This is a genomic window from Mycobacterium sp. TY815 (assembly GCF_030755135.1).
Lineage (GTDB): Bacteria > Actinomycetota > Actinomycetes > Mycobacteriales > Mycobacteriaceae > Mycobacterium.
In genome coordinates this window covers 3,789,510-3,815,591 of sequence record NZ_JAUFRX010000001.1, presented here as the reverse complement: position 1 = coordinate 3,815,591, position 26,082 = coordinate 3,789,510, and the positions used below count along the sequence as shown (strand labels likewise).

General features: G+C 65.7%; 21 protein-coding genes. 11 read left to right on the top strand and 10 right to left on the bottom strand.

Annotated elements, in window-relative coordinates:
* The first annotated feature begins 54 nt into the window (after positions 1-54).
* The gene (locus QXK92_RS16595; protein ID WP_306242954.1) at positions 55-2,664 is read left to right on the top strand and encodes a LuxR family transcriptional regulator; all 2,610 of its coding nucleotides are present in this window, start codon (positions 55-57) and stop codon (positions 2,662-2,664) included.
* Here the strand turns inward: QXK92_RS16595 and QXK92_RS16590 are convergent.
* From QXK92_RS16590 to QXK92_RS16580, 3 genes are all read right to left on the bottom strand, one after another.
* On the bottom strand, positions 2,661-4,541 hold the full coding sequence (locus tag QXK92_RS16590) for a S9 family peptidase (RefSeq protein WP_306242952.1): 1,881 nt from the start codon (positions 4,539-4,541) through the stop codon (positions 2,661-2,663). The two genes, QXK92_RS16595 and QXK92_RS16590, sit on opposite strands and share 4 nt — an antisense overlap.
* Before the next feature lie 38 nt (positions 4,542-4,579).
* Positions 4,580-5,188, bottom strand: a complete 609-nt coding sequence (locus QXK92_RS16585) for a TetR/AcrR family transcriptional regulator (protein WP_306242950.1) — start codon at positions 5,186-5,188, stop codon at positions 4,580-4,582.
* A gap of 66 nt (positions 5,189-5,254) precedes the next feature.
* Positions 5,255-6,016 carry a S9 family peptidase gene (locus QXK92_RS16580; protein ID WP_306242948.1) on the bottom strand — a complete coding sequence of 254 codons (762 nt, stop codon included), beginning with the start codon at positions 6,014-6,016 and terminating at the stop codon, positions 5,255-5,257.
* Between the two features lie 71 nt (positions 6,017-6,087).
* Here QXK92_RS16580 and QXK92_RS16575 point away from each other — a divergent pair, with 71 nt between their 5' ends.
* The 3 genes from QXK92_RS16575 to QXK92_RS16565 all read left to right on the top strand — a co-directional run bounded on the left by QXK92_RS16575 (position 6,088) and on the right by QXK92_RS16565 (position 10,339).
* On the top strand, positions 6,088-6,726 hold the full coding sequence (locus tag QXK92_RS16575) for a cutinase family protein (protein WP_306242946.1): 639 nt from the start codon (positions 6,088-6,090) through the stop codon (positions 6,724-6,726).
* Positions 6,727-6,883: 157 nt separating this feature from the next.
* Positions 6,884-9,055, top strand: a complete 2,172-nt coding sequence (locus QXK92_RS16570) for a hypothetical protein (RefSeq protein WP_306242944.1) — start codon at positions 6,884-6,886, stop codon at positions 9,053-9,055.
* Between the two features lie 183 nt (positions 9,056-9,238).
* Positions 9,239-10,339: a ferritin-like domain-containing protein gene (locus QXK92_RS16565; RefSeq protein ID WP_306242942.1), complete on the top strand. Its 1,101-nt coding sequence runs from the start codon at positions 9,239-9,241 to the stop codon at positions 10,337-10,339.
* On the opposite strand, the gene mug is transcribed toward QXK92_RS16565, so the two are convergent.
* From mug to mtnA, 3 genes are read right to left on the bottom strand one after another with little or no spacing between them, the layout of a single operon-like run.
* Positions 10,340-10,846 carry a G/U mismatch-specific DNA glycosylase gene (gene mug / locus QXK92_RS16560; protein WP_306242940.1) on the bottom strand — a complete coding sequence of 169 codons (507 nt, stop codon included), beginning with the start codon at positions 10,844-10,846 and terminating at the stop codon, positions 10,340-10,342. It abuts the gene before it with no gap.
* On the bottom strand, positions 10,843-13,440 hold the full coding sequence (locus tag QXK92_RS16555) for an FAD-dependent oxidoreductase (RefSeq protein WP_306242938.1): 2,598 nt from the start codon (positions 13,438-13,440) through the stop codon (positions 10,843-10,845). Before QXK92_RS16555 ends, mug begins: the two co-directional genes overlap by 4 nt.
* A gap of 33 nt (positions 13,441-13,473) precedes the next feature.
* Positions 13,474-14,439 (bottom strand): S-methyl-5-thioribose-1-phosphate isomerase, encoded by a 966-nt coding sequence (gene mtnA, locus QXK92_RS16550; protein ID WP_306242936.1) that lies wholly within the window; start codon positions 14,437-14,439, stop codon positions 13,474-13,476.
* Positions 14,440-14,563: 124 nt separating this feature from the next.
* Here mtnA and adhE point away from each other — a divergent pair, with 124 nt between their 5' ends.
* From adhE to QXK92_RS16535, 3 genes are all read left to right on the top strand, one after another.
* Positions 14,564-17,200, top strand: coding sequence for a bifunctional acetaldehyde-CoA/alcohol dehydrogenase (gene adhE / locus QXK92_RS16545; protein ID WP_306242934.1), 2,637 nt, complete (start codon positions 14,564-14,566; stop codon positions 17,198-17,200).
* Positions 17,201-17,307: 107 nt separating this feature from the next.
* Positions 17,308-18,531, top strand: coding sequence for a hypothetical protein (locus QXK92_RS16540; RefSeq protein WP_306242932.1), 1,224 nt, complete (start codon positions 17,308-17,310; stop codon positions 18,529-18,531).
* Positions 18,532-18,840: 309 nt separating this feature from the next.
* Positions 18,841-20,991, top strand: coding sequence for a serine/threonine-protein kinase (locus QXK92_RS16535; protein WP_306242930.1), 2,151 nt, complete (start codon positions 18,841-18,843; stop codon positions 20,989-20,991).
* Positions 20,992-21,248: 257 nt separating this feature from the next.
* On the opposite strand, the gene QXK92_RS16530 is transcribed toward QXK92_RS16535, so the two are convergent.
* Positions 21,249-22,019, bottom strand: coding sequence for an endonuclease/exonuclease/phosphatase family protein (locus QXK92_RS16530; protein WP_306242928.1), 771 nt, complete (start codon positions 22,017-22,019; stop codon positions 21,249-21,251).
* Positions 22,020-22,091: 72 nt separating this feature from the next.
* On the opposite strand from QXK92_RS16530, the gene QXK92_RS16525 reads away from it, so the two are divergent.
* The 4 genes from QXK92_RS16525 to QXK92_RS16510 all read left to right on the top strand — a co-directional run bounded on the left by QXK92_RS16525 (position 22,092) and on the right by QXK92_RS16510 (position 23,752).
* Positions 22,092-22,577 carry a DUF456 domain-containing protein gene (locus tag QXK92_RS16525; RefSeq protein ID WP_306242927.1) on the top strand — a complete coding sequence of 162 codons (486 nt, stop codon included), beginning with the start codon at positions 22,092-22,094 and terminating at the stop codon, positions 22,575-22,577.
* 29 nt (positions 22,578-22,606) lie between these two features.
* Positions 22,607-22,747 carry a hypothetical protein gene (locus QXK92_RS16520; RefSeq protein ID WP_306242925.1) on the top strand — a complete coding sequence of 47 codons (141 nt, stop codon included), beginning with the start codon at positions 22,607-22,609 and terminating at the stop codon, positions 22,745-22,747.
* Positions 22,748-22,964: 217 nt separating this feature from the next.
* Complete coding sequence (locus tag QXK92_RS16515; protein ID WP_306242923.1) at positions 22,965-23,258, top strand: hypothetical protein; 294 nt, start codon at positions 22,965-22,967, stop codon at positions 23,256-23,258.
* A gap of 77 nt (positions 23,259-23,335) precedes the next feature.
* Complete coding sequence (locus tag QXK92_RS16510) at positions 23,336-23,752, top strand: tyrosine-type recombinase/integrase (RefSeq protein ID WP_306242921.1); 417 nt, start codon at positions 23,336-23,338, stop codon at positions 23,750-23,752.
* Between the two features lie 22 nt (positions 23,753-23,774).
* Here QXK92_RS16510 and QXK92_RS16505 read toward each other — a convergent pair whose 3' ends face one another.
* From QXK92_RS16505 to QXK92_RS16495, 3 genes are read right to left on the bottom strand one after another with little or no spacing between them, the layout of a single operon-like run.
* A complete protein-coding gene (locus tag QXK92_RS16505) occupies positions 23,775-24,656 on the bottom strand; it encodes a hypothetical protein (RefSeq protein ID WP_306242920.1) in 882 nt (293 codons plus the stop codon).
* Positions 24,657-24,692: 36 nt separating this feature from the next.
* Positions 24,693-25,640, bottom strand: coding sequence for an HAD family hydrolase (locus tag QXK92_RS16500; protein WP_306242918.1), 948 nt, complete (start codon positions 25,638-25,640; stop codon positions 24,693-24,695).
* On the bottom strand, positions 25,641-26,063 hold the full coding sequence (locus QXK92_RS16495; RefSeq protein WP_306242917.1) for a hypothetical protein: 423 nt from the start codon (positions 26,061-26,063) through the stop codon (positions 25,641-25,643).
* Positions 26,064-26,082: the final 19 nt, after the last annotated feature.

Below are 26,082 nucleotides of genomic sequence, written 5' to 3'. Positions count from 1 at the left end.
GGGCATGTCGGCTGTTCCGCTGTGCGCAGGTGCCGACTCTCCTAGGCTAACCGGGTGCGTCTGAGGTGGCCGCTGACCGGCCGGGCACAGGAGGTCGCGGTCATCCAGTCCGCGATTTCCGATCCGCGCACCCCGGGGGTCCTGGTCTGCGGTGCGCCCGGCGTCGGAAAGAGTCGGCTCGCCGGTGACGCACTCACCGGGCTTCGTGGGTGCGTCACCCGGCGGGCGGTCGCCAGCGCGTCGGCGCGATCGCTTCCGTTGGGGGCCTTCGCTGCCTGGGCGCGGCTGCCCGAGCCGGGCGACGGGCAGTTGGTGCACCTCGTCCGCGACATGATCGAGGCGCTGACGGCGACACCGGAACGCGCTGCGGTGGTCATCGTCGTCGACGACGCGCACCTGCTCGATGACTTGTCGGTGTTCGTGCTACAACAGATCGTCGCGCGCCGGTCGGCCAAACTGGTGCTGACGATCCGCAGCGGTGAGCCGGTGCCTGCCGCGCTGCAGGAGGTGTGGGGATCCGAGTTCGAACGACTCGATCTGCAGCCGCTGTCGGCCGACGAGACGGCCAGGCTGTTATCGGCGGCATTGAACGGTCCCGTGGATCCGGATGTCTCACAACGCCTTTGGAAGCTGACCCGCGGCAACGTGCTCTATCTGCGCAACATCGTCGAGACGGAACTGGCCGACCGACGATTGGCGCAACACGGTGGCTACTGGCGATGGACGGGCGACCCGGTGGTGCCGCCGAGTCTGGCCGAGTTGATCGAGTCACGCATGGGTGCATTGCCCGGTGCCGTTGGCGATGTGGTGGACACGCTGGCGGTGGGGGAGCCACTGGAGCTGAAGTCCCTGTCGCGGTTAGTGGATGCGGCGGCCATCGAGGAGGCCGACGTGCGGGGATTGATCGCGATCGGTCCGGTCGACGGGGGTGTGGAAGTCCGGCTCGCTCATCCGCTGTACGGCGAACTGCGTCGCTCGCGGGCCGCAGCTACCCGGCTGCGACGGCTGCGGGGCCGGGTCGCTACGGAGCTGGCCGCGTCTGACGACCGTGACGAGGTGCGAACGGTGGTGCGGCGCGCCGTGTTGAGCGTCGACTCCGATCTCGCGCCGGACGCGGAACTACTTCTGCGAGCCGCGGAAGGGGCGATGTTCCTGGCCGATGCTCCGCTGGCGGATCGGTTGGCGGCAGCCGCAATTCGCGCCGGTTGTGGCGTGGCGGCCTACAACATCCGCTCCTTCGCCCTGGCGTGGCAGGGACGCGGTGCGGAGGCCGATGCCGCGGTGGCCGCGACACCGACCGACGGTCTCGCGGAAGAGGATCGCGTGTACCTGCTCGGCCATCGGGGCTTCAACAAGCTGTGGGGGCTGGCCGATCCGGACGGCGCCCGCCAGCTGTTCGAGGAAGCCGCACACCTGGGTACGGCGTTGACCCGTAGCTGGAGCGATGCCTATCTGACCGTCTACTGGGCGTCGATGGCGCAGCCCGACAAGGCGATAGCGCAGGGCGATGGCGTCGACTTGGAGCGCCTGCCCGGCATCATCAGTTCGGCCGCGGCGTGGGCGCTGGTGGTCGCACACGGGGATGCGGGCCACGCCGGCGAGGCGGACCGGATAGCCGAAGTGGGTTATGCGTGCGTGCAGCGCACCGCCACCGCTGCCCACATGAGGCTCATCATCGCCGACCGTCATCTCGGGGCCCGCCTGCTCAGCGGTCACCTGTCGCAGGCCACTGCCTTGGCCGAACACGAGCGTGAGCAGACCGTAAACGTTCCGGGCGTGGCCCAGCTGCTGGGTGCCGCGATCGTGGGCCGGGCCGCCGCGGCATCCGGCCGCCTGGATGAAGCACGTCGCCTCTTGCAGACCGTCGTCGAGCTTTTCAGCGGCGACTCCAACGGTTTTCGCTATCGCTATCTGATTCCCCTCACCGTCACACTGGCCATGTGCGGTCTGGCCGGCGAAGCGTCGGCCGCACTGAGTGCCGTGGAAGCCGAGCGTCATCGAAGCTGGAGATTCGTCGACTACGAGGCTGACCTGGCGCGAGCGTGGGTCTGCGCCTGCCAGGGCGCCCTGAGTGAAGCGGTCGAGATCGCGGTCCGCGCGGCCGAACAAGCAGCTGCCAACGGTCAATTCGCTGCGGAGGTGCTGTGCCTGCAGACCGCTGCGCAATTCGGCGAGGGGTCGACGGCGGCGCGGCTGCGCGAACTGGAGTCGACGGTGCAAGGTCCGCGCGTCGCCGCGGCCGCTCGCCTCGCCGCTGCGCTGGCGGCAGGTGACGGGTCCGAGTTGTCCTCGGTATCAGAGGAATTCGAAGCTATGGGCGATCTCATCGCCGCGCTGGACGCTGCCGCGCACGCTGCGATTGTGTTTCGCCACAAAGACTTACGGGGGTCGGCGCTGAGTTGCTCGACGCGCGCCGACGCACTTGCCGAGCGGTGCGGCGGCGCCCGCACCCCGGCGCTTCGACAGGCCAGCGTGCCGGTGCCGTTCACCTCGCGTGAGCGGGAGATCGTCATGCTGCTCGGGGAGGGCCTGCCCAGCCGGTTGGTGGCCGAGCGCCTGACCCTGTCGGTACGCACTGTCGAAGGCCACATCTACCGGGCGATGACCAAGACCGGTGTGTCGAGCCGCGAGGAACTCGCTGCGTTGCTGAAACCGCGGGCTTAAGCCCGACCGCCCAGGTGCTGTTCGAGGAACCGGTCAACGGCCTCGTACAAGTCGATGAGGTTCTCCGGGTTGAGAAAACCGTGGCCCTCGTCCTCTTTGACCAGGTACTCCACTTCGACCCCGCGCGCCCGCAGCGCCTCCACCAGATTGTCGGACTCGGCCTGCACAACGCGAACGTCGTTGGCGCCCTGCGCAACCAGCAACGGCGTCCTGATTCGTTCGACCTTGGTGATCGGCGAGCGCTCCAACATGTCCGCCTCCTGCACCGGATCTTCCGGGTTGCCGACAAACAGGTGCCAGTTGTTGGCCAGATGAGGCCGAGCGCTCGGCGGAAGTGTGCGCATGAAGTTGGCCAGGCTGGAGATACCGACATAGTCGATGGCTGCCGCGAAGACGTCCGGGGTGAAGGTGACGCCGACCAGGGCGGCGTATCCGCCGTAGGAGCCGCCGAAGATGGCGACCCGGGCGGGGTCCGCGTAACCTTCCGCGACGGCCCAGTTCACCGCATCGATCAGGTCGTCATGCATCTTGCCCGCGAACTCCCCGACCGCGGCCTTGACGAATGCCTTGCCGAATCCCGTTGAGCCGCGGAAGTTGACTTGCAGCACCGCATATCCGCGATTGGCGAGGAGTTGCACCTCCGGGTCGAACCGCCACCAGTCCCGGGCCCACGGCCCGCCGTGCACGAGCAGCACCAGCGGAAGTCCCTTCGGTTCCACTCCGATGGGCAGCGTCAGGTACGAAGGCAGGTCCAGTCCGTCGCGCGACCGGATCGTCACGGGTGTCATCGGCGCCAACTGCTCAGGGTCGAGGTGCGGGAAGGGCCGAAACAGCAGCCTGCTTCGGCCGGTGGCATGGTCATAGAAGTAGGTCCGTCCAGGGTCGCGGTCGTGGTTGAAGCTGACGATCCACCGCAGTCCGCTCTCGTCCGACGACAGCGCCCCGATCTCACCCTCGGACAGCGTCTGCAGGCTCGTCAGGACCTCGGCGAACAGTGGGTCGAGCGGCCTGATGACCTGTCGCGCACCCAGATACCGTGCGCCGAGAAGCTCGCCGGTACGTCGGTGTTGGATCAGTGGTTGCGGGACGAGAGGCAGGACCAGGCCCCGGGAGTCCAGGTCATACGTCGGGTGGCTGTCGACGGCGGTTTCGGTGCCGGTGGCTACGTCAAGCCGGACCAGTCGCGTGCGGTCAGTGCCCGCGTTGGACCCTATCCAGAGTCCTGTTCCGTCAGGGGTGGCCACCATCGGAAAGACGCCCAGAGTGTAGTCGGCGCCGTCATAGGTCGCGATCCGCCGCAGCGACCCCGATACGGCGTCCCATTGGTGAACTTCCACATCACCGGCCGCGGTGAGTGCCATGGCGAAGAGGGCGCCGTTGCGGCCGGTGAGCCATCCCGCGACCTGCCCGGGATTCTCGGCGAGCAGGGTGAGTTCGCCTGTGGCGATGTCGAGTTCGTAGACGTCCAGCAGGGCGATGTTGCGCTTGTTCAGATGCACGATGGCCTTGCCGGACAGTCCGCCCGGGTTCTCCAAGATCGCCTTGGTGCCATCGAAGGGCGTGAGGTCCACGGCCGCGGCTTCGGGATCGTCCAGGTCGACCCGGAAGACGTGCCAATTCTCGTCTCCGCCACGGTCCTGCAGATACAGCAGCCAGCGGGGGTTGTCGGTCCATTCGTAGCTCAGTACGGAACGGGTTTCGTCAGCGGTGACGCAGCGAGCCGGCTCGCCTTCGTCCACCGGTTGCACCCACACGTTCAGTCGGTTGCGCCACGGGGCGAGGTAGGCCATCCGGGTTCCGTCCGGCGAGATGGTCGCTCCGGCGCGGACGGGAGGGCGAAAAAAGTCCTCGACGGAGATCGGTTCGGGCAGTGCCATGTGGCGACTCCTTGTGTTGCCTTGCAGGGAATTTCGAGCTAATCGAGCGTCGTTCCACCGATGCGCCCGTTGGTCGCGTCGAGAATCGCCCGGTCGATGAGAGTGAGCGTCTGCTGCGGGCTGATCACTTCGCCCCGAGCTACGACTGCGGTGCTCACGTCCTCGTCGATCACCCGTAGCGCACCCGTCACCGCCGCTGCGCACAGCCGGACCGTGAGATCCTCGGGATGCATCCGCAGTCTCTTGGCGATGACAGGGATGAAGCCTCGTTCGAGTTCGTCGTGGACCATCAGGTAAGCCGTACGCAGTGCCGGTTCGGCCGCCGTCATGCTGGCGATTCGCATCGCACTCACCTCGTCGGCGATGTCCTGTTCGGTGAACGGGTGAGCGATCGCGTCGGCGGCCATGTGTTCGCCCAGCGACAGCTCAGGCGGCCACCGGTCCAGTACTGCGATGAATCGGTGCGTCGTCTTGGCGAGTACTGGTTCGACGCAGCTCTCCTTCGACCGGAAGTACCTCCAGATCGTCCGGGTGGAAAGTCCTGCGGCGGCGGCGATGTCGTCACCGGTCGTCCCTGACACCCCGTGCTGCCAGAACAATTCGCAGGCGTGGCGCGATACCTGTAGCCGGGCCTCGCCGTGCGCCATGTCCTCCACCCCCTGTCACTTAGTGACAGCACCAATGTGTCACTAAGTGACAGGGCGAGTCAAGTTTTAGCCGTCGTCGAGGTACGCGTCGGCCCACGCGCCGATGATGCGGGCGGCCCGGCGAGCCTGACCCCGCGCGGTGAGCAGGTGGTCGGAGCCTTCCAGCGAGACGAAGCTGCGCGGGTGGCGCGCCAAGCGGAAGATCTCGGTGGCGTTTGCGATGCCGACCGTGTTGTCGGTGGGAGAGTGCAGGATCAACAGCGGCAACCGCAGACCCTTGATCTTGTCGTGCAGATGCGCCGCGCGGACGTCCTCGACGAATGCCCGCTTCAGGGTCAGCGTTCGCCCGCCGACCATCCACTCGGCACTGCCCTCGGACAGGCAGCGGTCAACCACTGCGTCGTAATGCTTTTCGACGTGACTCGGGTCGATGGGCGCGGCGACCGTGACGACCGCCCGCACCCCCGGCGATTGCCGGGCGGCGGCGAGTGCGGCGGCGCCGCCCCACGAATGACCGACCAGAACGTCGGCCGGCGTTCCGCGCTCGGCCATGAACTCGCACGCCTTGACGATGTCGTCGACCTTGACGGTGAACGACCCGTCGCCCCAATCTCCTTCTGAGCCACTGAGACCCAGCGCATCGAAGCGCAGCATGCCGATCCCGTCGGCGGCCAGCTGCTTGCAGATCCGGGCGGCGGCAGGCGACTCCTTGCCGAGAGTGAAGCCGTGCGCGAATACTCCCCAGCCACGCACCTCGCCCTCCGGCACATCGATGATTCCCGCCAGGTTCGGCCCCGTCGAACTTTGGAACGTCACACGTTCGCCCATGCAGGAGATCTAACACGGCCGCTGTCCCGAGCGGTTCGACGCATAGTCGGCCAGATCCGTAGCATCGCGTCATGAGGCTTGTCGCGACAACGCCAGGCGCGCATGCTGCCCTCGGCCTGGTGACCGCCATCCTGCTGGGTTTCGGATTGACCATCGCCCCGGCGCCGTTGCAGGCAACTGCATCGGCGGCCTGCCCGGACGTCGAGGTGGTTTTCGCCCGCGGCCGCGAGGAGCCTCCCGGCGTCGGTGCTGTCGGCGATGCGCTGGTCAATTCGTTGCGGGGCAAGACGCGCTTGTCGGTCGGCGTCTACGGGGTGAACTATCCGGCCAACATCACCACCGGCAGCGGCGCCAACGATATGAGTGCCCACGTCCAATCCATGGCCAGAGACTGTCCCAACACCCGACTGGTACTCGGTGGCTACTCGCTCGGAGCCGAGGTGGCCGACCTGGTGACCGGCGGGCGGCCGCTGTTCGGGTTCACCAACCCCTTGCCGCCGGGCGTGGACCAGCATGTCGCGGCGGTCGCGTTGTTCGGCAACGGCACCCGTGGACTGTCACCGGCCTTCGCGGGAAGGACGATCGACCAGTGCGCGCAAGGCGACCCCATCTGTGGCAGAGGGACGAATTGGCCGTCGCATCTGCAGCCGTCCTACATAGACTCCGGGCTGGTCGATCAGGCTGCCGGCTTTGTGGCCGGCCGGCTTTAGCGCCTGAATTCTCAGCTAAAACCTAACTTCTGGGTACGGCGATGAATCCGATGCGGTGATATTTTTGATCTGCGAGTGTCGCGGTTGACACGACTGGGACCGGGACTCGCCGGCTAACGCATTTGGAGAAAAAGTGGACATCGTAATCGGGCTATCGATGACACCTGCAACCGTTCGTATGGTGCTGGTCGAAGGGCAAAACGCCGATGGCGTCACCATCGAGGAGCGTGAGCTCGCGGTGGACGTGAGTGTCGGCTCAGCAACCGACCATGTGGTGGCGGCGATCTTGGATGCCTACGAAGCCGCGGCTGCGTCCGGCAACCGGGTGGCATCGGTCGGCGTGACCTGGACGGACGAGTCAGACGCTCGCGCGCTGGACGATGCGCTGGCCGTGTGCGACCTCGACAACGTCACCCTCACCCCGCCGTTCGTCGCCGCGACGACCCTGGCTCAAGCGGTCGCGCAGGCGATCAACAGTGAGCACATGGCGGTGCTGTTCGTCGAATCCGACAGTGCGACCCTGGGCGTGATCGACACCGATCAAGCGGCGATCGCCGACATCCGGAGCGAACCGCTGCACGGCGTCGGCGCCATCACCACACCGACCGAGTTGATCGCGTGGTCCGAGACACTCGATAGCCGGCCGGATGGCATCTTCCTCATCGGTTCGGGTGTGGATATCGGGCTGATCAAACTGAAACTCGAGACGGCGACGCCGCTTGCGGTGATCGTGCCCGAAGAGCCGGAGACCGCGCTGGCCCGGGGCGCCGCTCTGGCCTCTGTCGACACATCGCTCTACGCCTTGGCCACCGACTCCTTCGCCTACGCGCGGGTCCCCGATGCAGTGGAGGCGGACCCTGATGCGGTGACGTTGGAGCGCATCGCCTATAGCGTCGCACCCGATGACGAGGCGGACGCGCCGACGACGGTGCTGGGGACCGCCGACGAAGACGGTCTGGACGAGACGTTGCCGCAACGCAGGCCGATCGTGATGATGGGCAGCGTCGGAGCGGTGGCCGTGATCAGTGCTGTTGTGGCGCTGGAAGTTTCGTTGGCGCTCGGTATCCGGCCGGCAGCGGTGGGTCTGCAGCACATTCCGGGCCAGAATCGCCTCGTGCAGGCGCCGCTGGTGCCATTGGCGCCGGCGGCCGTCGCGGCGGCTCCACGACCGACGGCGATGCGCCCCTCGGGTCCGACGGCGCAGCTGCCTTCCACTGACGCTCTCTTGCCCTCGCCTCCTGCGGTGGTGCCCGCAGAATCGCCAGGGGTGGCGCCCGCACTTCTTGCGTTGCCCGTTCTGATGCCGAATCCCGTGCCGCCCCGGACGCCGGACGTCGATTACCCCAACTACCCGATACTGCTGCCGTTGCCGGTGGTGCAGCCGCCCAGTACGGCCCCGACCGTGCCTCCGCGCCAACTGCCGACCACGGTTCCGGTGACATCGCCACCCCCCACAACGGTTCCGGTGACGTCGCAGCCCCCCACGACGGTTCCCGTGACGCAGTCTCCGACGACGGTTCCGGTGACGCAGCCGACGGTTCCGGTGACGCAGCCGCCGACGACGGTTCCGGTGACGCAGCCGACGGTTCCGGTGACCCAGGCCCCGACGACGGTTCCGGTGACGCAGCCGACGGTTCCGGTGACCCAGGCCCCGACGACGGTTCCGGTGACCCAGGCGCCAACGCCGGTTCCGGTGACCCAGCCGCCGACATATGTTCCGGTATCGCAGCCGCCCAGGCCTGTTCCGGTGGCTCCGCCGCCGGTTCGCGTCCCCGAACCTCAACTGCCCGTGAATGTTCCAGCACCTGATGCTCCGGCGGTCCCCGGTCTCCCGGGTCTGGAAACGCCGCCGGTTCCCGCGTCACCTGGCCTTGGCGTACCGGGGCAGGACGTGCCGCCGGCGGCGCCCCAGTTGCCAGGCTCACTGAGCGTTCCGGCACAGGAGCCTCTGACCACTGGCGGGGGCAGTGCCGGGATCCCCGGCATCACCGGCGGCGGAAGTGCCGGGATCCCCGGAGCCGGCGCGTCTGTCACCGGCGGTGGTTCGCTTACCGGCGGTGGCGCACCGGGTGGTGACAGTGGCTCCCTGGGCGGCGGTGGTGGCTCGTTGGGCGGCGGCTCGTTGGGTGGTGGCTCGCTTGGCGGTGGCTCGCTGGGCGGCGGCTCGTTGGGCGGCGGCGGCTCGTTGGGCGGCGGCTCGTTGGGCGGCGGTTCGTTTGGCGGCGGTTTTGGTGGTGGCTCGTTTGGTGGTGGTTCGCTGGGCGGTGGCGGCAGCAGCTCCATCGGCGGCAGCAGCTCCAGCGGTGGCTCCGGCGGCGGAAAGAGCTGACCGTGGCCGGCTATCAGGGCCGCCGGGCGCCGAGTGGGCGGAGCTTGGCAACCCTCCCAAAGTCATCTGCGCGAACGTCTGATCCGCAGAAAGATCAATTGCTTGACGTGCTGCCTGACGCGAGGCACCCTGTGATACAGGTCATATGACCACTGGTCATACCGCGGAGAGAGGTGGCAGCACATGACCACACGGGACATGTACACCGACGTGCCCACGCCCTACTCGTGGGCGGTCCCCAGTGCCGGCGATGCACGCTTCACCTGGGAGTACGACGAGGGCCGCGCCCGGCTGCTCTCGCTCTACCAAAAGGGCAAAGACAAGCAGTGGGATGCGCAGTTGCGCATCGACTGGGGCCAGGACGTGGACCCGCACAACCCGATCGGGTTGCCCGACGAGTTCAATCCGTTGTTCGGCAGCCCGATGTGGGACGCCGCCGACGAGGCGCGTCGCGCCGAGATGCGCCAGCACTTCCAGGCCTGGCAGTTCTCACAGTTCCTGCACGGCGAGCAGGGGGCGATGGTGTGCGCGGCCAAGATCGTCGAGGTCGTGCCGGACTTGGACGCCAAGTTTTACGCGGCCACCCAGACCATGGACGAGGCCCGGCACGTCGAGGCGTTCTCGCGATTCCTCCAGGAAAAGATCGGCCTGGTCTACCCGATCAACAAGAACCTGACCGCGCTGTTGGACGACACCCTGCGCGACTCGCGCTGGGACATGCCTTACCTGGGTATGCAGGTGCTCATTGAAGGGCTCGCACTGGCCGCCTTCGGTGTGCTGCGTGACATGGCGGCGCCGGACTCGCTGGCCAAGCAGGTGCTGGCCTACGTCATGCAGGACGAGGCCCGGCACGTCGCGTTCGGCCGAATCTCGCTCAAGGACTACTACTCCGCACTGACCGACGCCGAGCGGGACGAGCGCGAGGAGTTCGTCGTGGACGCCTGTTATCTGATGCGCGACCGCTTCCGCGGCGAGGAGGTGTTCGAGACCCTCGGCATGAACGTCCAAGAGTGCGCCGAGTGGGTCGACAAGTCACCGCTGATGATCCAGTTCCGCTCACACCTGTTCAGCCGCATCGTGCCGATCGTGAAGGACATCGGACTGTGGGGCGACAAGGTGCAGAAAGCCTTCCGCGACATGGGCGTTCACGAGATGTCGTCCTTCGACATCGAGGCGCTGATGAAAGCCGACGAAGATCAGGCCGAGGCGCTGGACAAGGCGCACGCCGAGATGGCCGAACGGGCGCTCGAGGTGGACCAGGTGATCGCGGCGGGCGCGGGCTGATCAGACCAGCGCCTGCCGGAGCTCCGCGTAGGCAGCGACCAAGGCGTCCAGGCTGAAAGTCCGATTGAGCCCGCTGGGATTCGGCAGGATCCAGGCCGTCGTGCCCGCGACTTGGCCGGGGTAACGGCCCCAGTCGACGACGGATGTGCCGGTCATTGCCGACACGGCCCGCTTGCCCAGGAACGCGATGACCCGCGGTGCGCAGCGGCGCATCTTCGCCTCGAATTCCGGACGCGCCTGCCGGAACTCCGCGCGTGATATGTCGTCTGCTCGTCTGGTCGCCCGGCTGACCACAGCTGTTATGCCACAACCATATTCGAGTAGGCGGCGCTCCTCCTGCGGGCGTAGCCGCTCGTCGGTGAACCCGGCGAGGTGCAGCACCGGCCAGAACCTGTTGCTGCGGCTGGAGAAGTTGTGACCGTCGGCAACCGCGGTGACAGCAGGGTTGATGCCGCAGAAGATGACGTCGAGGCCGTCGGCCAGGATGTCCGAGTCGTATCCGGTCAACCCTGGACCAACGCCGCGCTCTTCGCGGCGTCGGTCGCGAAGAACCCGCGTAGGGCGTCGGCGATCTGGGCCCGGATCGGGGCGCCGGAGACGACCACGTCGACCATCGACAGCGACAGGTGCGTGTGCCCGCGCGCCCGCATGTGCTGTGTCGAAACACCGGCTGCGGCAAGCGCTTCCGCGTACGCGTCGCCCTCGTCCCGTAATGGGTCGAACTCCGCTGTGACGACGAGCGCCGGCGGCAGGCCGGACAGGTCGGGGGTGCGTAGCGGCGCGATTCGCGGGTCCTCGCGCAGGTCCGGGTCGGCGTAGTAATCGAAGAACCACCGCATCAACGCGGCGGTGAGGCCGTAGCCGTCGGCGTTCTCGGTGTAGGAGGCGCGACTCAGATCGGAATCGACGACCGGCGTGATCAGCGCCTGGCCGACTATCGCCGGCCAGCCGGTGTCCCTGGCCAGCCGGCACACCACCGTGGCGATGCCAGCCCCGGCGCTCCAACCGCACACCGCGAGTCGACCGGGGATACCGCCGAGTTCCTGCGCGTGCTCGGCAACCCACCGCGCTGCCGCCCAGCCGTCCTCGAGCGCGGCCGGGAAGCGGTGCTCCGGTGCGTGCCGGTAGTCCACCGACACGATCAGCGCATCGGTGCGTACACACAGGTCCCGGCACAACGGGTCGTCGGAGGCGTGGTCGCCGAGAACCCAACCGCCGCCGTGGAAGTACACGACGACGGGATGCGGGCCCGGGCTGGCAGGTCGGTACAGACGGGAGGCCAGCGGTCCGGCGGCCCCGGGCAGCGTTCCGTCGACGACTTCGCCGACGTCCGGGCCCGGTGGCCGGGCCAGGTTCATCTCGTTCATGAAGGCGCGCGCCTGCTCGGCCGGCATCGACTCCAGTGGCGGCAACTCCAGCAGCGCCATCTGCTCGAGGACCATCTGCACGTCGGGTTGCAGGCGACGCACCACGCCGTCGTTGCACTGCGCACCGCCAGGTCCGGACAGCGCGAAGCCCAGGTAGTCGCCGGCGACCACCTCGTCACACGCCACCCGGTAGAAGTCGACGCCGGCGGCGTAGGCCATGAACGTCCGTGGCTTGCCCGGTATGTTCGCCCCGACGTACCACGAATTGGCCTGCGGGAAAAGGGTTATGGATGCGGCGTCGTCGACGTGCTGCATCCACCCTGCTTCGGCGAGCTTGGTGGGCTCGATCCGGTCGAAGCCGTGGTCGCGCAGATACGTCAAAGCGTCGGCGACGAAATCCACGTGCTGCTCGATGGACACCGCCATGTTCGACAGCACCGAGGGGCTCTGCGGGCCCGCGATGAGGAACAGATTGGGGAATCCCTCGGTCATCAGGCCCAGGTAGGTGTTCGGGCCGTGTGACCACTTCTCCTTGAGTGCAAGTCCGTCGCGGCCCACGATGTCGATGGCCGCCACAGCGCCCGTGATCGCGTCGAAGCCGGTGGCGAAGACAATCGCGTCGAACTCGAAAGACTCACCGACCGTATCGATTCCGTCGCGGGTCACGCCCACCAACGGCTGATCCTGCAGATTCACCAGCCGAACGTGCGGCAGGTTGAAGGTGGCGTAGTAGTTGGTGTCCAGGCACAGCCGCTTGGCGCCGACCGGATACGTCTTGGGGCATAGCGTCTCGGCTGTCTGCGGATCCCGCATGATACCGCGGATCTTGCCGTGAATGAAGTCGGCAAAGTCTTTGTTGGCCAACGGGTTACTCATCACGTCGGCGTAGAGGTTGAGTACTTCCAGCAGTTCACCACGCTGCCAGGCGCGTTCGTAGCGCTCCTGACGTTCCTCGGCGGACACCGAGAATGCTGGGGTGATGGTGCGCTCCACCGGCACCCCGCCGAAGGAGTATTTCGCCGCCTGCCGGTAGGCCGATTCGTCGGCCATCTCCGCGAGCTTATCCGGCGAAACGGGGCCGTTCTGGGCGGGAATCGAGAAGCACGGCGTGCGTTGAAAGACCACCAACTCTGATGCCTGCGCGGCGATCAGCGGAATCGACTGAATGCCCGACGAACCGGTCCCGACGACACCGACGCGCTTACCGGTGAAGTCGACGGGCTCATGGGGCCAGCGACTGGTGAAATACGTCTCACCGGTGAAGTTTTCGACGCCGTCGATGTCGAGATCCTTCGGTACCGACAGACAGCCCGTCGCCATCACCAGGTAGCGGCAGGTGACTTCCTCACCCTGATCGGTGCGCACCCGGTAGCTGGACGAGTCGTCGTCCCAGTGCGCATGGGTGACGCGCGTGCCGAACTGGATGTCGCGACGCAGATCGTGCTTGTCCGCGACGTGGTTCAGATAACGCAGAATCTCGGGTTGGGTGGCGTACTTCTCCGACCATTGCCAGTCGCGCGCCCAGTCCGCATCGAAGCTGAACATGTAATCGACGCTGGGAATGTCGACCCGTGCGCCGGGATAGCGGTTCCAGTACCAGGTGCCCCCGATGTCGTCGCCCGCCTCGAATATCCGCATCGACAGACCCGCGAGCCGAAGACGGTAGGCGGCGTACAGGCCGGCGAAGCCGGCGCCTACAACCACGACGTCGGGGTTGGAGTGTTGATCAGCCATGTGAATCATCATGACCACTCGGAGGCGGTTTGTTTAGGGGTGAAATTGGCCGTGCTCGGTGACGACGGCGGTGATCAGCTCGGCCGGGGTCACATCGAAGGCCGGGTTGAATGCCTCTGCGTCCGGTGGAGTGATGGTGACGCCGGCGTAGGCCCTCAGCTCTTCGGGCGCGCGTTCCTCGATGGCGATCTCGGCGCCGGAGCGTAGCGAGGCGTCGATAGTGGACGACGGCGCGACCACGACGAGTGGCACGTTGTGGTGACGGGCGGCGATGGCCAGGCCGTAGGTGCCGATCTTGTTGGCGACGTCGCCGTTGGCGGCGATTCGGTCGGCACCGACCAGCACGCAGTCCACCAAGCCGCGTGCCATCGCTGCCGCCGCGGCGCTGTCCGGTTGTACCCGGTAGGGCACACCGGCCTGTGCCAGCTCCCACGCCGTCAGCCTGGACCCCTGCAGCAGCGGTCGTGTCTCGTCGACCAGCACCGATTCGACCAGCCCGCGCCGATGCAGATGCCATACGACGCCGAGTGCGCTGCCCCAGGCCACCGTGGCGAGGTGGCCGGCATTGCAATGGCTGAGCAGTCGCAGCGGGCGGCGGTCGGAGAGCGAGAGCACAATCTCGGCGGCGTGGCCGGACGCGGCGCGGTTGAGACGTTCGTCCTCGTCGAGGATGGAAAGTGCTTCAGCCAGCACGGATTCGGTGCCCTCGCCGAGCTTGCGCAGGGCGCGCTCGACTCCCCAGCTGAGGTTGACGGCCGTCGGTCGGGCGTGGGCGACCCGTTCGGCCGAGGCCCGGACGTCGCCTCCCTCGCGGGCGGCGAGCACCACTCCGAGTGCCCCCGCTGCGCCGAGGGCCGGAGCGCCACGGACCGCCAGGCGGCGGATCGCGTCGATCAACTCGTCGACGGTGCGCAGTCGGAGGATGCGGTATTCGGCGGGCAGCGCGGTCTGGTCGATGATCGTGACCGCGTCGCCGTCCCAGTCGATGGTTCTGCGCACGTTGGTGACCCTAGCTCGCGCCGATGAGGTGACTGCAGCCCCGAGTCGGCACGGACTTAATCCTCTATCCACTTCGGTGGCGCTGGCCGACGATGGCACCGCAGGACGATCAGGAAGGTCACCCATGTCTACGAAACTGGGGGCGGCTCCGCTGGCCGCGGCCGCGACTACCGCCGGCGACGGCGACGCACTGGACAACGACGACCGCCGCCGCCGAGAGATCGACGCCATCGTCGACACCGCCGCGGCCGCGGCCGCCGAATTCCGCAAGCTCGATCAGACCCAGGTCGACCGGATCGTCGAGGCGATGGTGCGCGCCGGGCTGCGTGCCGCAGCGGAGTTGGCGGGCCTGGCGATCGAGGAAACCGGGTTCGGGGTCTTCGAGGACAAGGTCGTGAAGAACTACGTGGCGACCGAGTTCCTCCACGACTATCTCCGTGACAAGAAGTCGGTGGGCGTGGTTGACGAGGACATCGAGAACAACATCGTCCACGTCGCCGAACCCATTGGCGTGGTGCTCGCCATCACCCCGGTGACCAACCCGACGTCGACGGTGCTGTTCAAGGCGATCGTGGCGGCGAAGACACGCAACGCCATCGTGTTCCGGCCGTCACCGTATGCCGTGCGGTGCTGCGAGCGCAGCGTCGAAATCCTGCGCGAGGCGGCCGAAGCCGCCGGGATGCCGGTCGGGGCGCTGCAGGTCATTCCCGACGCTGCCCACGAGGTGACGCACTATCTGTTCAAACATCCGCAGGTCGACTTCATCTGGGTGACCGGTGGACCCAAGATCGTGGCGCTGGCGAGCGCTACCGGGAAACCGGGCCTCTGCGTGGGCCCCGGGAATGCGCCCATCTACGCCCACAAGACCGCGGACATCAAGGGTGCCGTCGTCGACATCCTCATCTCGAAAACCTTTGACTCGTCGGTTATCTGCCCCGCCGAGCAGACCTGCATCATCGACGACGAGGTGTATGACGCGATGATCGCCGAGTTCGAGCGGATGGGCGCGCGGGTGCTCACCGACGACGAAGCCGCCGCCATAACGCGATTCGCGTTCGGTCGTGGCGACAAGGTCTCGCTCGATGCGGTGGGCCAGAAGGCGCCGGAACTTGCTGCGCGGGCAGGGTTTTCGGTGCCCCCGACGGTGAAAGTGTTGCTGGCCCCGTTGCCGGCGGACCTCGACGAACTCGCCGTACACCCGCTTTTGCAGGAGAAGCTGATGCCCGTGCTCGGCGTGGTTCGGGCACGCGACGTCCAACACGCCATCGACGTCGCGGTCATGGTGACCGAACACGGCGGGCTGGGCCACACGTCGGCCGTCTACTCCAACGATCAGGCGGTGATCGACGCCTACAGCGCGGCTGTCCGCACCGGGCGGATCCTGGTGAACGCGCCGACCGCGGTCGGCGCACTCGGTGGCGTCTACAACAATCTGACCCCGACCTTCTCGCTCGGATGCGGAACATGGGGAGGGTCGAGCACCACCGAGAACGTCAACTATCGGCAGCTGCTGAACATCAAGACGGTCGCGAAGCGCCGCACCCCGCCGCAGTGGTTCCGCGTCCCGTCCAACACCTACTTCAACGCCGGCGCGCTGGAGAACCTGCGCGAGCTGGACTGCGACGCCGTCGTGGTGGTCACCGACGCCGTCAGCGACGAGCGGGGTGTGGTCGACCTGCTACGCGGCAAGATGCGCACCCGGCACGTGCACGTGTTCAGCGAAGTGACCCCGGAGCCGGACGAGACGACGATCCGCCGCGGCGTCGAACTTTTGGAACGGGTGCAACCCGAGGTTCTCATCGCCGTGGGTGGCGGTTCGGTGCTCGATGCCGGCAAGGCGATGCGGTTGTTCTACGAGCATCCCGAGAAGACCCTCGACGAGTTGACCATGCCGTTCCTCGACCCACGCAAGCGAGTGGCCGACTATCCGACCGACCGGCACCGACTCCAATTGGTCGCCATACCAACGACTTCGGGCACCGGCTCGGAGGTCTCGCCGGCAGCGGTGCTGACCGTGCAGGGCCGGAAGGAGACGCTGGTCGATTACAGCCTGGTGCCTGAGCTGGCGATCATCGACCCGGAGCTGGCGTCGTCGATGCCACCGGTTCTGACCGCGGACACCGGTATCGACGCGTTGACGCACGCGCTGGAGGCGGCGGTCTCGATCTTCGCGTCGCCATACACCGACGCGTTGTGCGCGCAGGCCGCGCGGCTGATCTTCGAGGGACTGCCCAGGGCATACCACGATCCCGCCGACTTGGCCGCGCGCACCGACATGGCGAACGCGGCGACCTTGGCCGGGCTCGCGTTCTCGAATGCCTTCGTGGGAACGAACCATGCGCTGGCCCACGCCGTCGGCGCGAAATTCGGTATCGCACACGGGCGGGCGAACGCGATCTTCCTGCCGCATGTGCTGCGCTACAACGCAAGCCTGCCCACCAAATTCATGCCGGCGCCCGGCTACTCGGCCTACATCGCCCCCGACAAATACGCCCAGATCGGCCAGCTCATCTTCGGTGGCCACGAGCCGCAGGAGTGCCGCGGCCGCTTGTTCCGGGGAGTCGAAGACCTGTTGCATCAGGTCGACATGCCGCGCTCGCTGCGGGACATGGGTGTCGCCGAAGAGGAGTTCCTCGCGGCGCTGCCGGTGTTGGCCATGACGGCATTCGAGGACCTCAGCAACCGGACCAACCCGCGGATGCCGCTGGTCAGTGAGATCACGGAGTTGCTGCGGGCGGGGTATCACGGGACTACCGGATGACCGCCGCCGGCCGATAGCGAGGCCGTCGTGAATGAATTCATGTATTCCACTGTGGCGCAGCGTGAATCATCCTGTGCCGCGGCCAGGGGCTGTTAGCATCGCAGCCTGTGTCGTCGGAAGGAACATGGCCGAATTTTGTCAGTGGCATCTCAGCAGCAGGGGTAGAAGATCTGCGGGCGATCGCCGGCAACTTTGCCGACTGGCAGCTCTCGGCGCCTATTGACACAGCACTTACCACCGCGGAAGCCCTAGCCGCCGAGTACCTTTCGAAACTGCGCTATCCCCACCACATCTTTGGTGAACTATCCGAAGACGCGCAGGATCGAGCCGCTGCGGCCGTCGGTTGCCCGACCCGTGCGCAGTGGCAACCGCCGGAGTCGAAACCCGGAACGCCGGCGTACGCCGAGCCGTCCTGGGAGGACGATGTGTACGAGGTGCTGTTCAAGCAGCTGCCGCCCGAGCCGCCGCGACCGAGACCGGTATCCGACCGTACGTCGGCCGCGTCGCAGTGGCCCGAGCTTGCGGAGGGCGCCGTGAGTGACGCAGCGCTACGTAACCGCCTCGCCCTGGAATTGGCCGGAGCCTTGGGCGCAGGTTGGTCGCCCGTTCCCGACGTCGGCGACGCCGTGGTCCGGGTGCGCTTCGAACGCGGCGACCTGAATTTCGTGGTCGTGCCCGGCGGGCAGATGACGATGGGTATGACGGAGGCCGAGCTGGCAGAACTTGATGAGCTGGGCGACGAGGTTGCCGAAAGCGCTGAATTTTTCGCCGCGCACGCGGCCCCGGCGCACCCGGTTACCGTCGAGCCGTTCCTCTGCGCGGAGACACCGCTGTTGGCGCGGCATGCCGCGATCCTGACGATCGAGGGAGACGACGCCAACGTCCACGGCGTCCTGCGGCAAAACAGCTGGCAGGCGGCGGCGACGGTAGCGGCGTGCGGACTGCGTCTGCCGTCCGAGGCCGAATGGGAATGGGTTGCGCGCGACGGTGGCCGGCAATCCTGGATCTGCGGAGCAGAGCGGCCCGAAGTATGGACCGAGCGGATTCTCAACGGTGGTCCGGATGAGGCTCGTACGCCGTTCGGGACTCTGATGCTGGGTTGGGGCGAATGGGTCGACGACGGGTGGCACGACGACTATGTCGGTGCACCGTCTGACTTTCGGCCTTGGGGACCTGTGGACAGGCCCGACACCGTGCGCGGCGGTGCATTCGCGTGCTGGCCCTGGCAAGGCGGCGGCGAGGCGCTTCTGCTGCATGCGGCGTCGCGTGACCGCGGTTTCGGCCAAGCGATCCACGCGGTGCGGCTTGCGACGGATCTTCCGCCGCGATAGCGGGCGTCTTTGCACATCGTGGAGCCGATGGGGGGTGCCGGCACACCGACCCCGTGCTGAGCTACCAGCGGACGTGTCGATCTGCGCGATGGGTGGTATTACATGTTGCGCCCCGAGCGCGACTCAGACTTGTTGTTCCACAACGCCTTCCAGAAAATCAACGACAGCGCGCGCGTCACCGGCCGCTGCATCAGCGAGCGTTGATCCGCTCCGTCGTCAAACGTGGGTGTGAGAATGCGGTTGAAAGGGCGATGCTGAGGGCCGCGGGTGACAGGATGAACTGGCAATCATCCCGGTGAGGCGGTACTCATGGCGCACCAACAGTTGCGACCTGGTCAGGTCTTCGCCGGCTACGTCGTCGAGCGGCTTCTTGGTGTCGGTGGGATGGGCGCGGTCTATCTGGCCCGCCACCCCAACTTGCCGAAGCTCGTCGCGCTGAAGTTACTCAGCCGAGCGACGACCGACGACGAACTCCGTGCTCGTTTCCTGCGCGAGGCCGACCACGTAGCACGTCTGGACCATCCCAATATCGTCGCCGTCTACGACCGCGGCGACCAGGACGGGCAACTGTGGATCGCGATGCAATACATCGACGGCTCCGACGCTGCCGAAGCGGTATGCGAGGGACCGTTGTCCGCGGCACGCGCTGTGCGCATCATCGCCGAGACCGCCAAGGCGCTGGACTTCGCCCACAGCGCCGACGTGCTACATCGCGACGTCAAACCCGCCAACATCCTGCTCGCCCGACCCATCGGAGGAGAACCCGAACGAGTCCTGCTCGCCGACTTCGGCATTGCCAAAGCCGTCCACGACCAGTCCGGACTCACCGCGACCGGCACGTTCACCGGCAGCCTGCAGTATGCGGCGCCCGAGCAGTTCGACCCCTCCATTGTGCTGGATGCTCGGGCCGACGAGTATGCCCTGGCCTGTACCCTCTACCACCTGCTGACCGGATCGGTGCCCTACCCGGGCCGCAGCCCCGAGCAGTGGATGTACGGACATCTGCATCTGCCCGTCCCGTTACCCAGCCAATCCCCTGCCGCGCAGCAGGCCGGCATCCCGGCGGGAATGGACGCGGTGATCCAACGTGGCATGGCAAAGAACCGTGATGACCGCTATCCGAGATGTGCCGCCCTGGCCGGCGCTGCGCAACGCGCGCTGGAGTCGGCAGATGGCATGACCATGCCGTCATCGACCTGCACGGTTCGCGCGGGCGCACCTGGGGAGGTTTCCACCCAGTTGCGCCATGGCCCATCCCCACACCGCGATACACGTCCTCGAGGGCGCGCCGATGCGGCGCGACCGGTGACCCGCTGGAACCGTAAGTGGTTGATGGCGTCCCTGGTGGTGCTGCTCATCGTGGCTGTGGGTGCCGGTGCGGTGTTACTCCGTAATGTCCTGTCGCCCAAGGCGACTGGCGCCGAGTTAGTCCTAGCTGCGGCCACCGACCCCGGGGCGAATCCGTTCATGCCACCCGCTGGCTCGGCGCCGCCGAGCAACACCCAGCCGCCGCCCACCCTGCCGCCCCACGGCGACGGGACCCCGGTGGCCACCCAGTCGCTGCCCGGTGACCGCGAGGGCCTGTACGGTGGCACCCTCAACAACGCCGAGTGCGATCGCGACAAAATGATCGCCTTCCTGGGCGGCCATCCCGCTCAGGCCGGCGCCTTCGTGGCTGCACTCAACACCGACCCGAGCTTGTTCTGGAGCGGCGCGCACCCACTAACGGCCGCCGACATCCCGACGTACCTACGCGAACTGACCCCGGTCCTGTTGCGGCTGGACACCCGGGTTACTAATCACGGATTCGACGGAACAAATCCCACCACCCTGCAATCGGTCTTTCAAGCGGGGACCGGGGTGTTCGTCGACGCCCACGGGGTTCCCCGGGTCCGTTGCTACTGCGGCAATCCCCTGACCGAGCCGATCGCTTTGACCGGCGATCCGGAGCCCGTCGGCGCCGCCTGGGCCGGTTATCGTCCCGCGGCACTCGCCGCGGTCCAGCCCAGTCCGGCGACCATCACCATCTTTGTTCTGGTCGACGTGGTTACCGGCCAGCCTTTCAATCGGCCCGCCGGCACTGCCGGCACTGCCGACACCCCACGCAGCCAACCGGTTCCGCCACCCCAACCCGCGCCCACCACGCCCGGCGCCGGAACGGGGCCGACCCAACCCGAGATCGACGGCACCTACCTCTTGCACTTCCAAGCCGGTTCCTGTGGAACGGCACCCCGGGATGCGACCGTCACCGTTAGCCACCAAGGAAGCAGTCTGACCCTGGTTCATACATCTGGGACCGCCTTCACCGGCACAATTAACGTCGACGGATCTTTCGTGCTCAGCTTTCGTGACAGCACAATGCGAGGTGTCTTCGTCACCCAGGGCGGCAGCACTTTCATTCGCGACGGAGTATGGCAGCCGACTACTTGCAGCGGCACTTTCGAGGGCACCAAGCAGTGAAGGGCAGCCGGAAATAGCCTCCGCAACTGCGTGCGGTCAATCGGCTCGCGGACAAACGCGCTATCAAATTGCCCGGCGCGTGCGCCGAATGGCATCGCTAGTAGGACAAAGCGTTACGCGGCTGCGTGACGTCTGCTAGAGGATTCCTCCCACGCGCCCCGTCCGGTCCGGACCTGGCCGAGACACCCCACTAGTTGGCGCTGTGGGCAGCTTGGGAATGTTTCTAGCGTCCCTCGGACGCAAAGTGGTTCGTCCAATTATTGCCCGGGGGAAGGGCATGCCAATTGGGCGACGACGCCGAAATGATCGCTGGGCCAGGCACTGCGGCGCGGCGCGTCGCACACAACGTCCGCGTCGAGCACCTTGCCCGCGCCGTCAGCGGTGGGCACGCCTACGAAGATGTAGTCGATGCGCTGATCCGGCGTCGGGTCCTGCGCCGTGTACGGGTTGATGTTGTTCCAGGTGAAGCCAAGCTCACCGGGATGGGCCACCTCGAAGGCGTCGAACAGCAGGCCGCCGATGAGTCGCACCTCGGTAGATTCCGGGCGGGCGTTGAAGTCGCCACAGACAATCGGGGGGAAATCGCCGGAGCCCGTCCCGACGAAATCGGCGAGCTGACGGACCTGCGCCTCGCGCACCCAGCCCTCGTCGAACCGGTAAGACAAATGGGTTGAGGTGACCGACACGAGAGGGTTGCGAACGCGGACATCGACGGTCAGCGCGCCGCGAGGCTCGATATTTGCCCCCGCCAGGGTCAGCTGGAGCGACCGCGAGCCGACGATCGGCCAGCGGCTCAGGACCGCGTTGCCGAAATCGCCGCGGCCCGGGCGGACGTACGCGGCGGCGTACACCGCGTCCATCCCGGTCTGCTCGGCCAGCCACGTCGCCTCACACAATTCCGGCGATCGCGTCACCTCCTGCAACGCGACCACATCAGGGCGAATCTCCGTGAGCCAGTCGACGAGCGCGTGCTTGCGCTCCTCCCACAGGTGATCGCCCCATATGTTCAACGTCAGCACCGTCAGCACATCGTCCTGATCGGGGGACGTCACATCCCGATCGTATGTGGCACGACCTCTACGCAGAGATACGTTGAGAACATGAGTGCTGCCGGCATCGTCCTCGTAGCACTCGCGATCGCCGTCGGAATCATCGGAATCGTGGTGCCGCTGTTGCCGGGCACCTTGCTGGTATTCGGCGCGATCGTGGTGTGGGCCGTCGTCGAGAACAACATCACCGCGTGGGTGACCCTCGGCGTGGTGGCCGTGTTGCTCGGTGTGGCGACATTGATCAAATACACCTGGCCCGTGAAGCGCATGCGGGCCGCCGACGTGCGCACGCTGAGTTTGGTGGCGGGCGCGGTGGTGGGCATTATTGGTTTCTTCGTGATCCCGGTGATCGGCCTGCTGATCGGCTTCGTGCTGGGTGTCTACGTGGCCGAGCTCGCCACCCGCGGAGACCAGCGCCTGGCATGGACCTCGACGAAGCACGCCGTGAAAGGTGTCGCGTTGTCGATGGGTGTCGAGCTAGCTGCCGCCATGCTCGCCACCGTCGCGTGGGTGTCCGGGGTGTATTTAACCCAGTAGGCGCCTCGCCGAAAGCGTTTCTACCGCGAATGGTTTCCAACGACTTCGTGCTCTCCTCGGCGACCCTGGATACGAAGCCGATGTGCACGCCGAGAATCATGGTGCCCGAGCCGTTGGTTGATGGCGCGATCGGCCTGAAAAGGTCTGGCCAGCAAACAGATTCGGCGTGAGCGTCTGACGGAGCGACGGTCAGGCGAGGGTCAAGACACCTTCTCTGCGAACGGATGCAGTACGGATCTGTAGCGCTGACGGGTAACCGTGGCGCGTCGTCGTGGTGGTCGTCGCAAGCCGCAGCGCGTTTACGTCCGTGATGCGCGGCGGCGTTTCGCGCCGACCGGTACCGCCACAGAAGCGCAGCGCAAACGCCGTCGCCGTCGTCGTGCCGCCGTGGGTTCGACGGTCGCCGTCGCCGGAGTAGTTGCGGCCAGTCAAGCCCGTCCCGCCAGTCGCACGCGCACAGCCGCCCAGCGGCGTCGGATCGTCAAGGGACACGTGGCGCGCGCTGCCGCCGATCACGAGCGGTTGACCGCGATTCGCGCGCGGGCGTTCCCGACGACGGCGCTGACGGGCCGCAAGTTCGACGCGCAAGCCGCTCGCGCCGAAGGCCGCAAGCTCACAGCGGGTTACCGGCGTCAGGCCAAGCAACTACGCAAGGCACGGACACGCCCAAAGCGGCGCTGATCCTGGTCACCACCCGGCCGTCGTGGCGTTGATCCTGCATCGCGGATCGAATCGGCAAGCGCGCCAGCGATGGGCCGTTGACTGCTGCGGCCACAGCCCACCGCCAGGCCACCGCCCTGGCGAAGTTGAGCGTCGATGAGGCTGCCGCCCGCTTGGTGCTCGACTGGTCAGGATTGCTGCGGCACCAGTCGTTTTACAAGTCGGTCTTTCGTCCTGCGGTGCTTCGGGCAAATCGGCTGGCCGGTGAAACGGTGATTCCCACAGAGATCACGTTCCATTCAATGCGGCACACCTACGCGAGTTTGTGTGTGGCTGCCGGGATCGGAGCTGACAAGTTGAGTCGCCGCCTGGGCCACGCGAAGATCACGACGACGCTGGATATTTACACCCATCTGTTCCCCGACGACGACGCCAGCGACGATATGACTGCGCTGGAAGCGATGAGCCGCCCGATCACCGCGCCGAACGTGGTGCCTATGCGCCGTCGCAGCTAGCCGTCCATCGCGACCAGGCTGGCTAGCTGGAATTCGATTGCGACCATGAGGGTGGCACTTTCACGAATCTGACGCTCACGGCCTGGTTGTCGGGATTGGCGGGGTCGGCTGTGCCTGTGAACTGATCGACAACTAAGCCGCCATGAGCGAACAGCGGCCCGAATTGCTCATACTGAAAGCCACCGGCATCGAAAAATCCAAAACTGCTGCCTGTCGTTGAGATATCCGTTCCGTCGAGGTTGCTCAGAACCATGCCTGTTTGATGTTGCTGCCTGGGAATAAAAACGCATTGAGCGTCCAAGCCCACTGTTTTGTGAAGTTTCGCAACTCGCCGTTGGTTTTCAACCATAATCTTGATCGCGCGGTTGATACCGTTCGTTTGGTTTACGATGCGCGGAAGATATCGCCTGAGCAACTTGTTTTGTATCTCGTTGAGGGGCGCCCCTGCGGTATGTGAGCCGGTCTTACGGCCAGTGACCAGTGTGAATCCTTTGAGTGCAAAACTGTTCTGATCTGATGTAAACCCTGTCGTGGCGTCGAAATTTGCAACCTCCGCACAGAGCAACTTGCCGTTTGAATCGAACCCGGCAATGACGACCGCAAGACGTTTATCCCAATGATTTGGCAGCTTGCGGATAGCATTTTCAGCTTCCCGACGTAGTGCGTCGACTCCATACCCAAAAGCCGGGTAGTCGCACAAAACCTCAGCGATCCATTCTGACGTTGACTTTTTCTGCCCAATATCGATACGCGCGAGCCCTGTGAAACCAGCAGTGAACGTTTGGTTCCAACAAATGAGCTTCGTGTATTCGTCATCGAAGACTGATCCATCAGCTTTGGTCAACCGGCGATCCGACACCTGTATTACGTAGTCAGCCGAGAAGAACGTCTGTATCAGCGTCATCGGGTTCAGCCAGTCCCTCCCGACCCGCAGCGTTGCCTAGACCGCGTGTCCAGCCGGGTTGACGATGCTATCGATAAGTTGTTCACGTCGCTGGCAGATCGAATCTGCAATGATTCGCAAGGACCGGAATAGCCATAAGTCGGCGTCACTGTTTTGGCTGTAATCCGCACTGGCCGTATGGTTTACGCGTCCGTCGTCCTGGAGTTGCTGCACACCTTCGTAGTTGTTTCCACTGTGTACGGCTAGTGTTTTTCCACCGGAGCCACCGACGACCGAAAACACCGGCACGTCGCTGGGGCCGTCGGCTATGTAGATCATGTTGCTGATTGGAACGCGGCGCTCGTCAGGAGCCATGCGTGCGTTGACGTTTACGTTTTCAAGCTTATTGATGCCCTTATTGATTTCGAACACGGCGCGGGTCTTCGTAGTGTTGTCGATGGTGTAGCCGATTTGCGTCAACGGACCATCGGGATTGAATCCGGCGGGATCGAGTTCGCCGTCAACGGCAATAGGCGCGTCCGGCAGTAGTTCGCACGCCCAAACGCCGTCGAGGTGTTCAAAAATTGGGTTCCCTTCAATCATCTGGCGAAGGCCGGTCGAGACGACGTAGTGCTCGACTGAGATCAGGTGCTTGGCATACCGCTCATCTTGTGCAACAAAATCTCTTGTTCGCTTCATGAAGTCGGGCATGCCGGGCGCTAGTTCAACCTGCGCACCGAGTTGTCTTAGCAGAGCGTTGTTTAATCCTGGGAACTTGCCCGTGCGGACGTAGTTGAGCGTGTGCTCTAGGTACGCAGTGTCTTCGGCAAGCTGTAGCTCATATCCCCCGTAGAACTTCTTGAGTGCATTGACTTCTCGCCAGAACTTGCTCTCGTCAACGCCGTAATGGTCGAACAGTGGCTTCTGCATGTAGCCGCGGGTAAGCGTCCGGTCGAAGTCCCAAATGAAGGCAATGATTGTTTGGGTTACGAGGGACGGCGGCATCTATGCGACCTCAGGACCGGTGAACCTTATTACCTCGTCGCCACGGTCAATCCAGCCGTACAGGGTCAGCCCTGTTCCCCAAAATTCCTCGTGCGCACTACCGAGTTCCGGCATCGGTAGGACAACTCCGACGTCGATGCCGCGTTTGCGTATCTGCTTGAACACGTCTGCGTGATCCGCTGCCGACTTGGTGCTTTCAAACACCCACTCAACGAGTTTGCGTTCTTGGAGGTAGATAGCAGTGCTGGTCAGCATTCGGACGGTCGTATTCGCCTCGTCTTGCCACCGGCGTGCGATGGCGTTGGCGATGTCTTCGACGGCGATCTGACGATGAACCGGGCTCCCCACGTCCGTCATGGCGTCAGTGTAGGTCTGCCGTTGACGGGCCGTCGAGATTTCCGTTACTTCCGCGTGGTCTGTCATACCTGCACGGTAGCGGCGG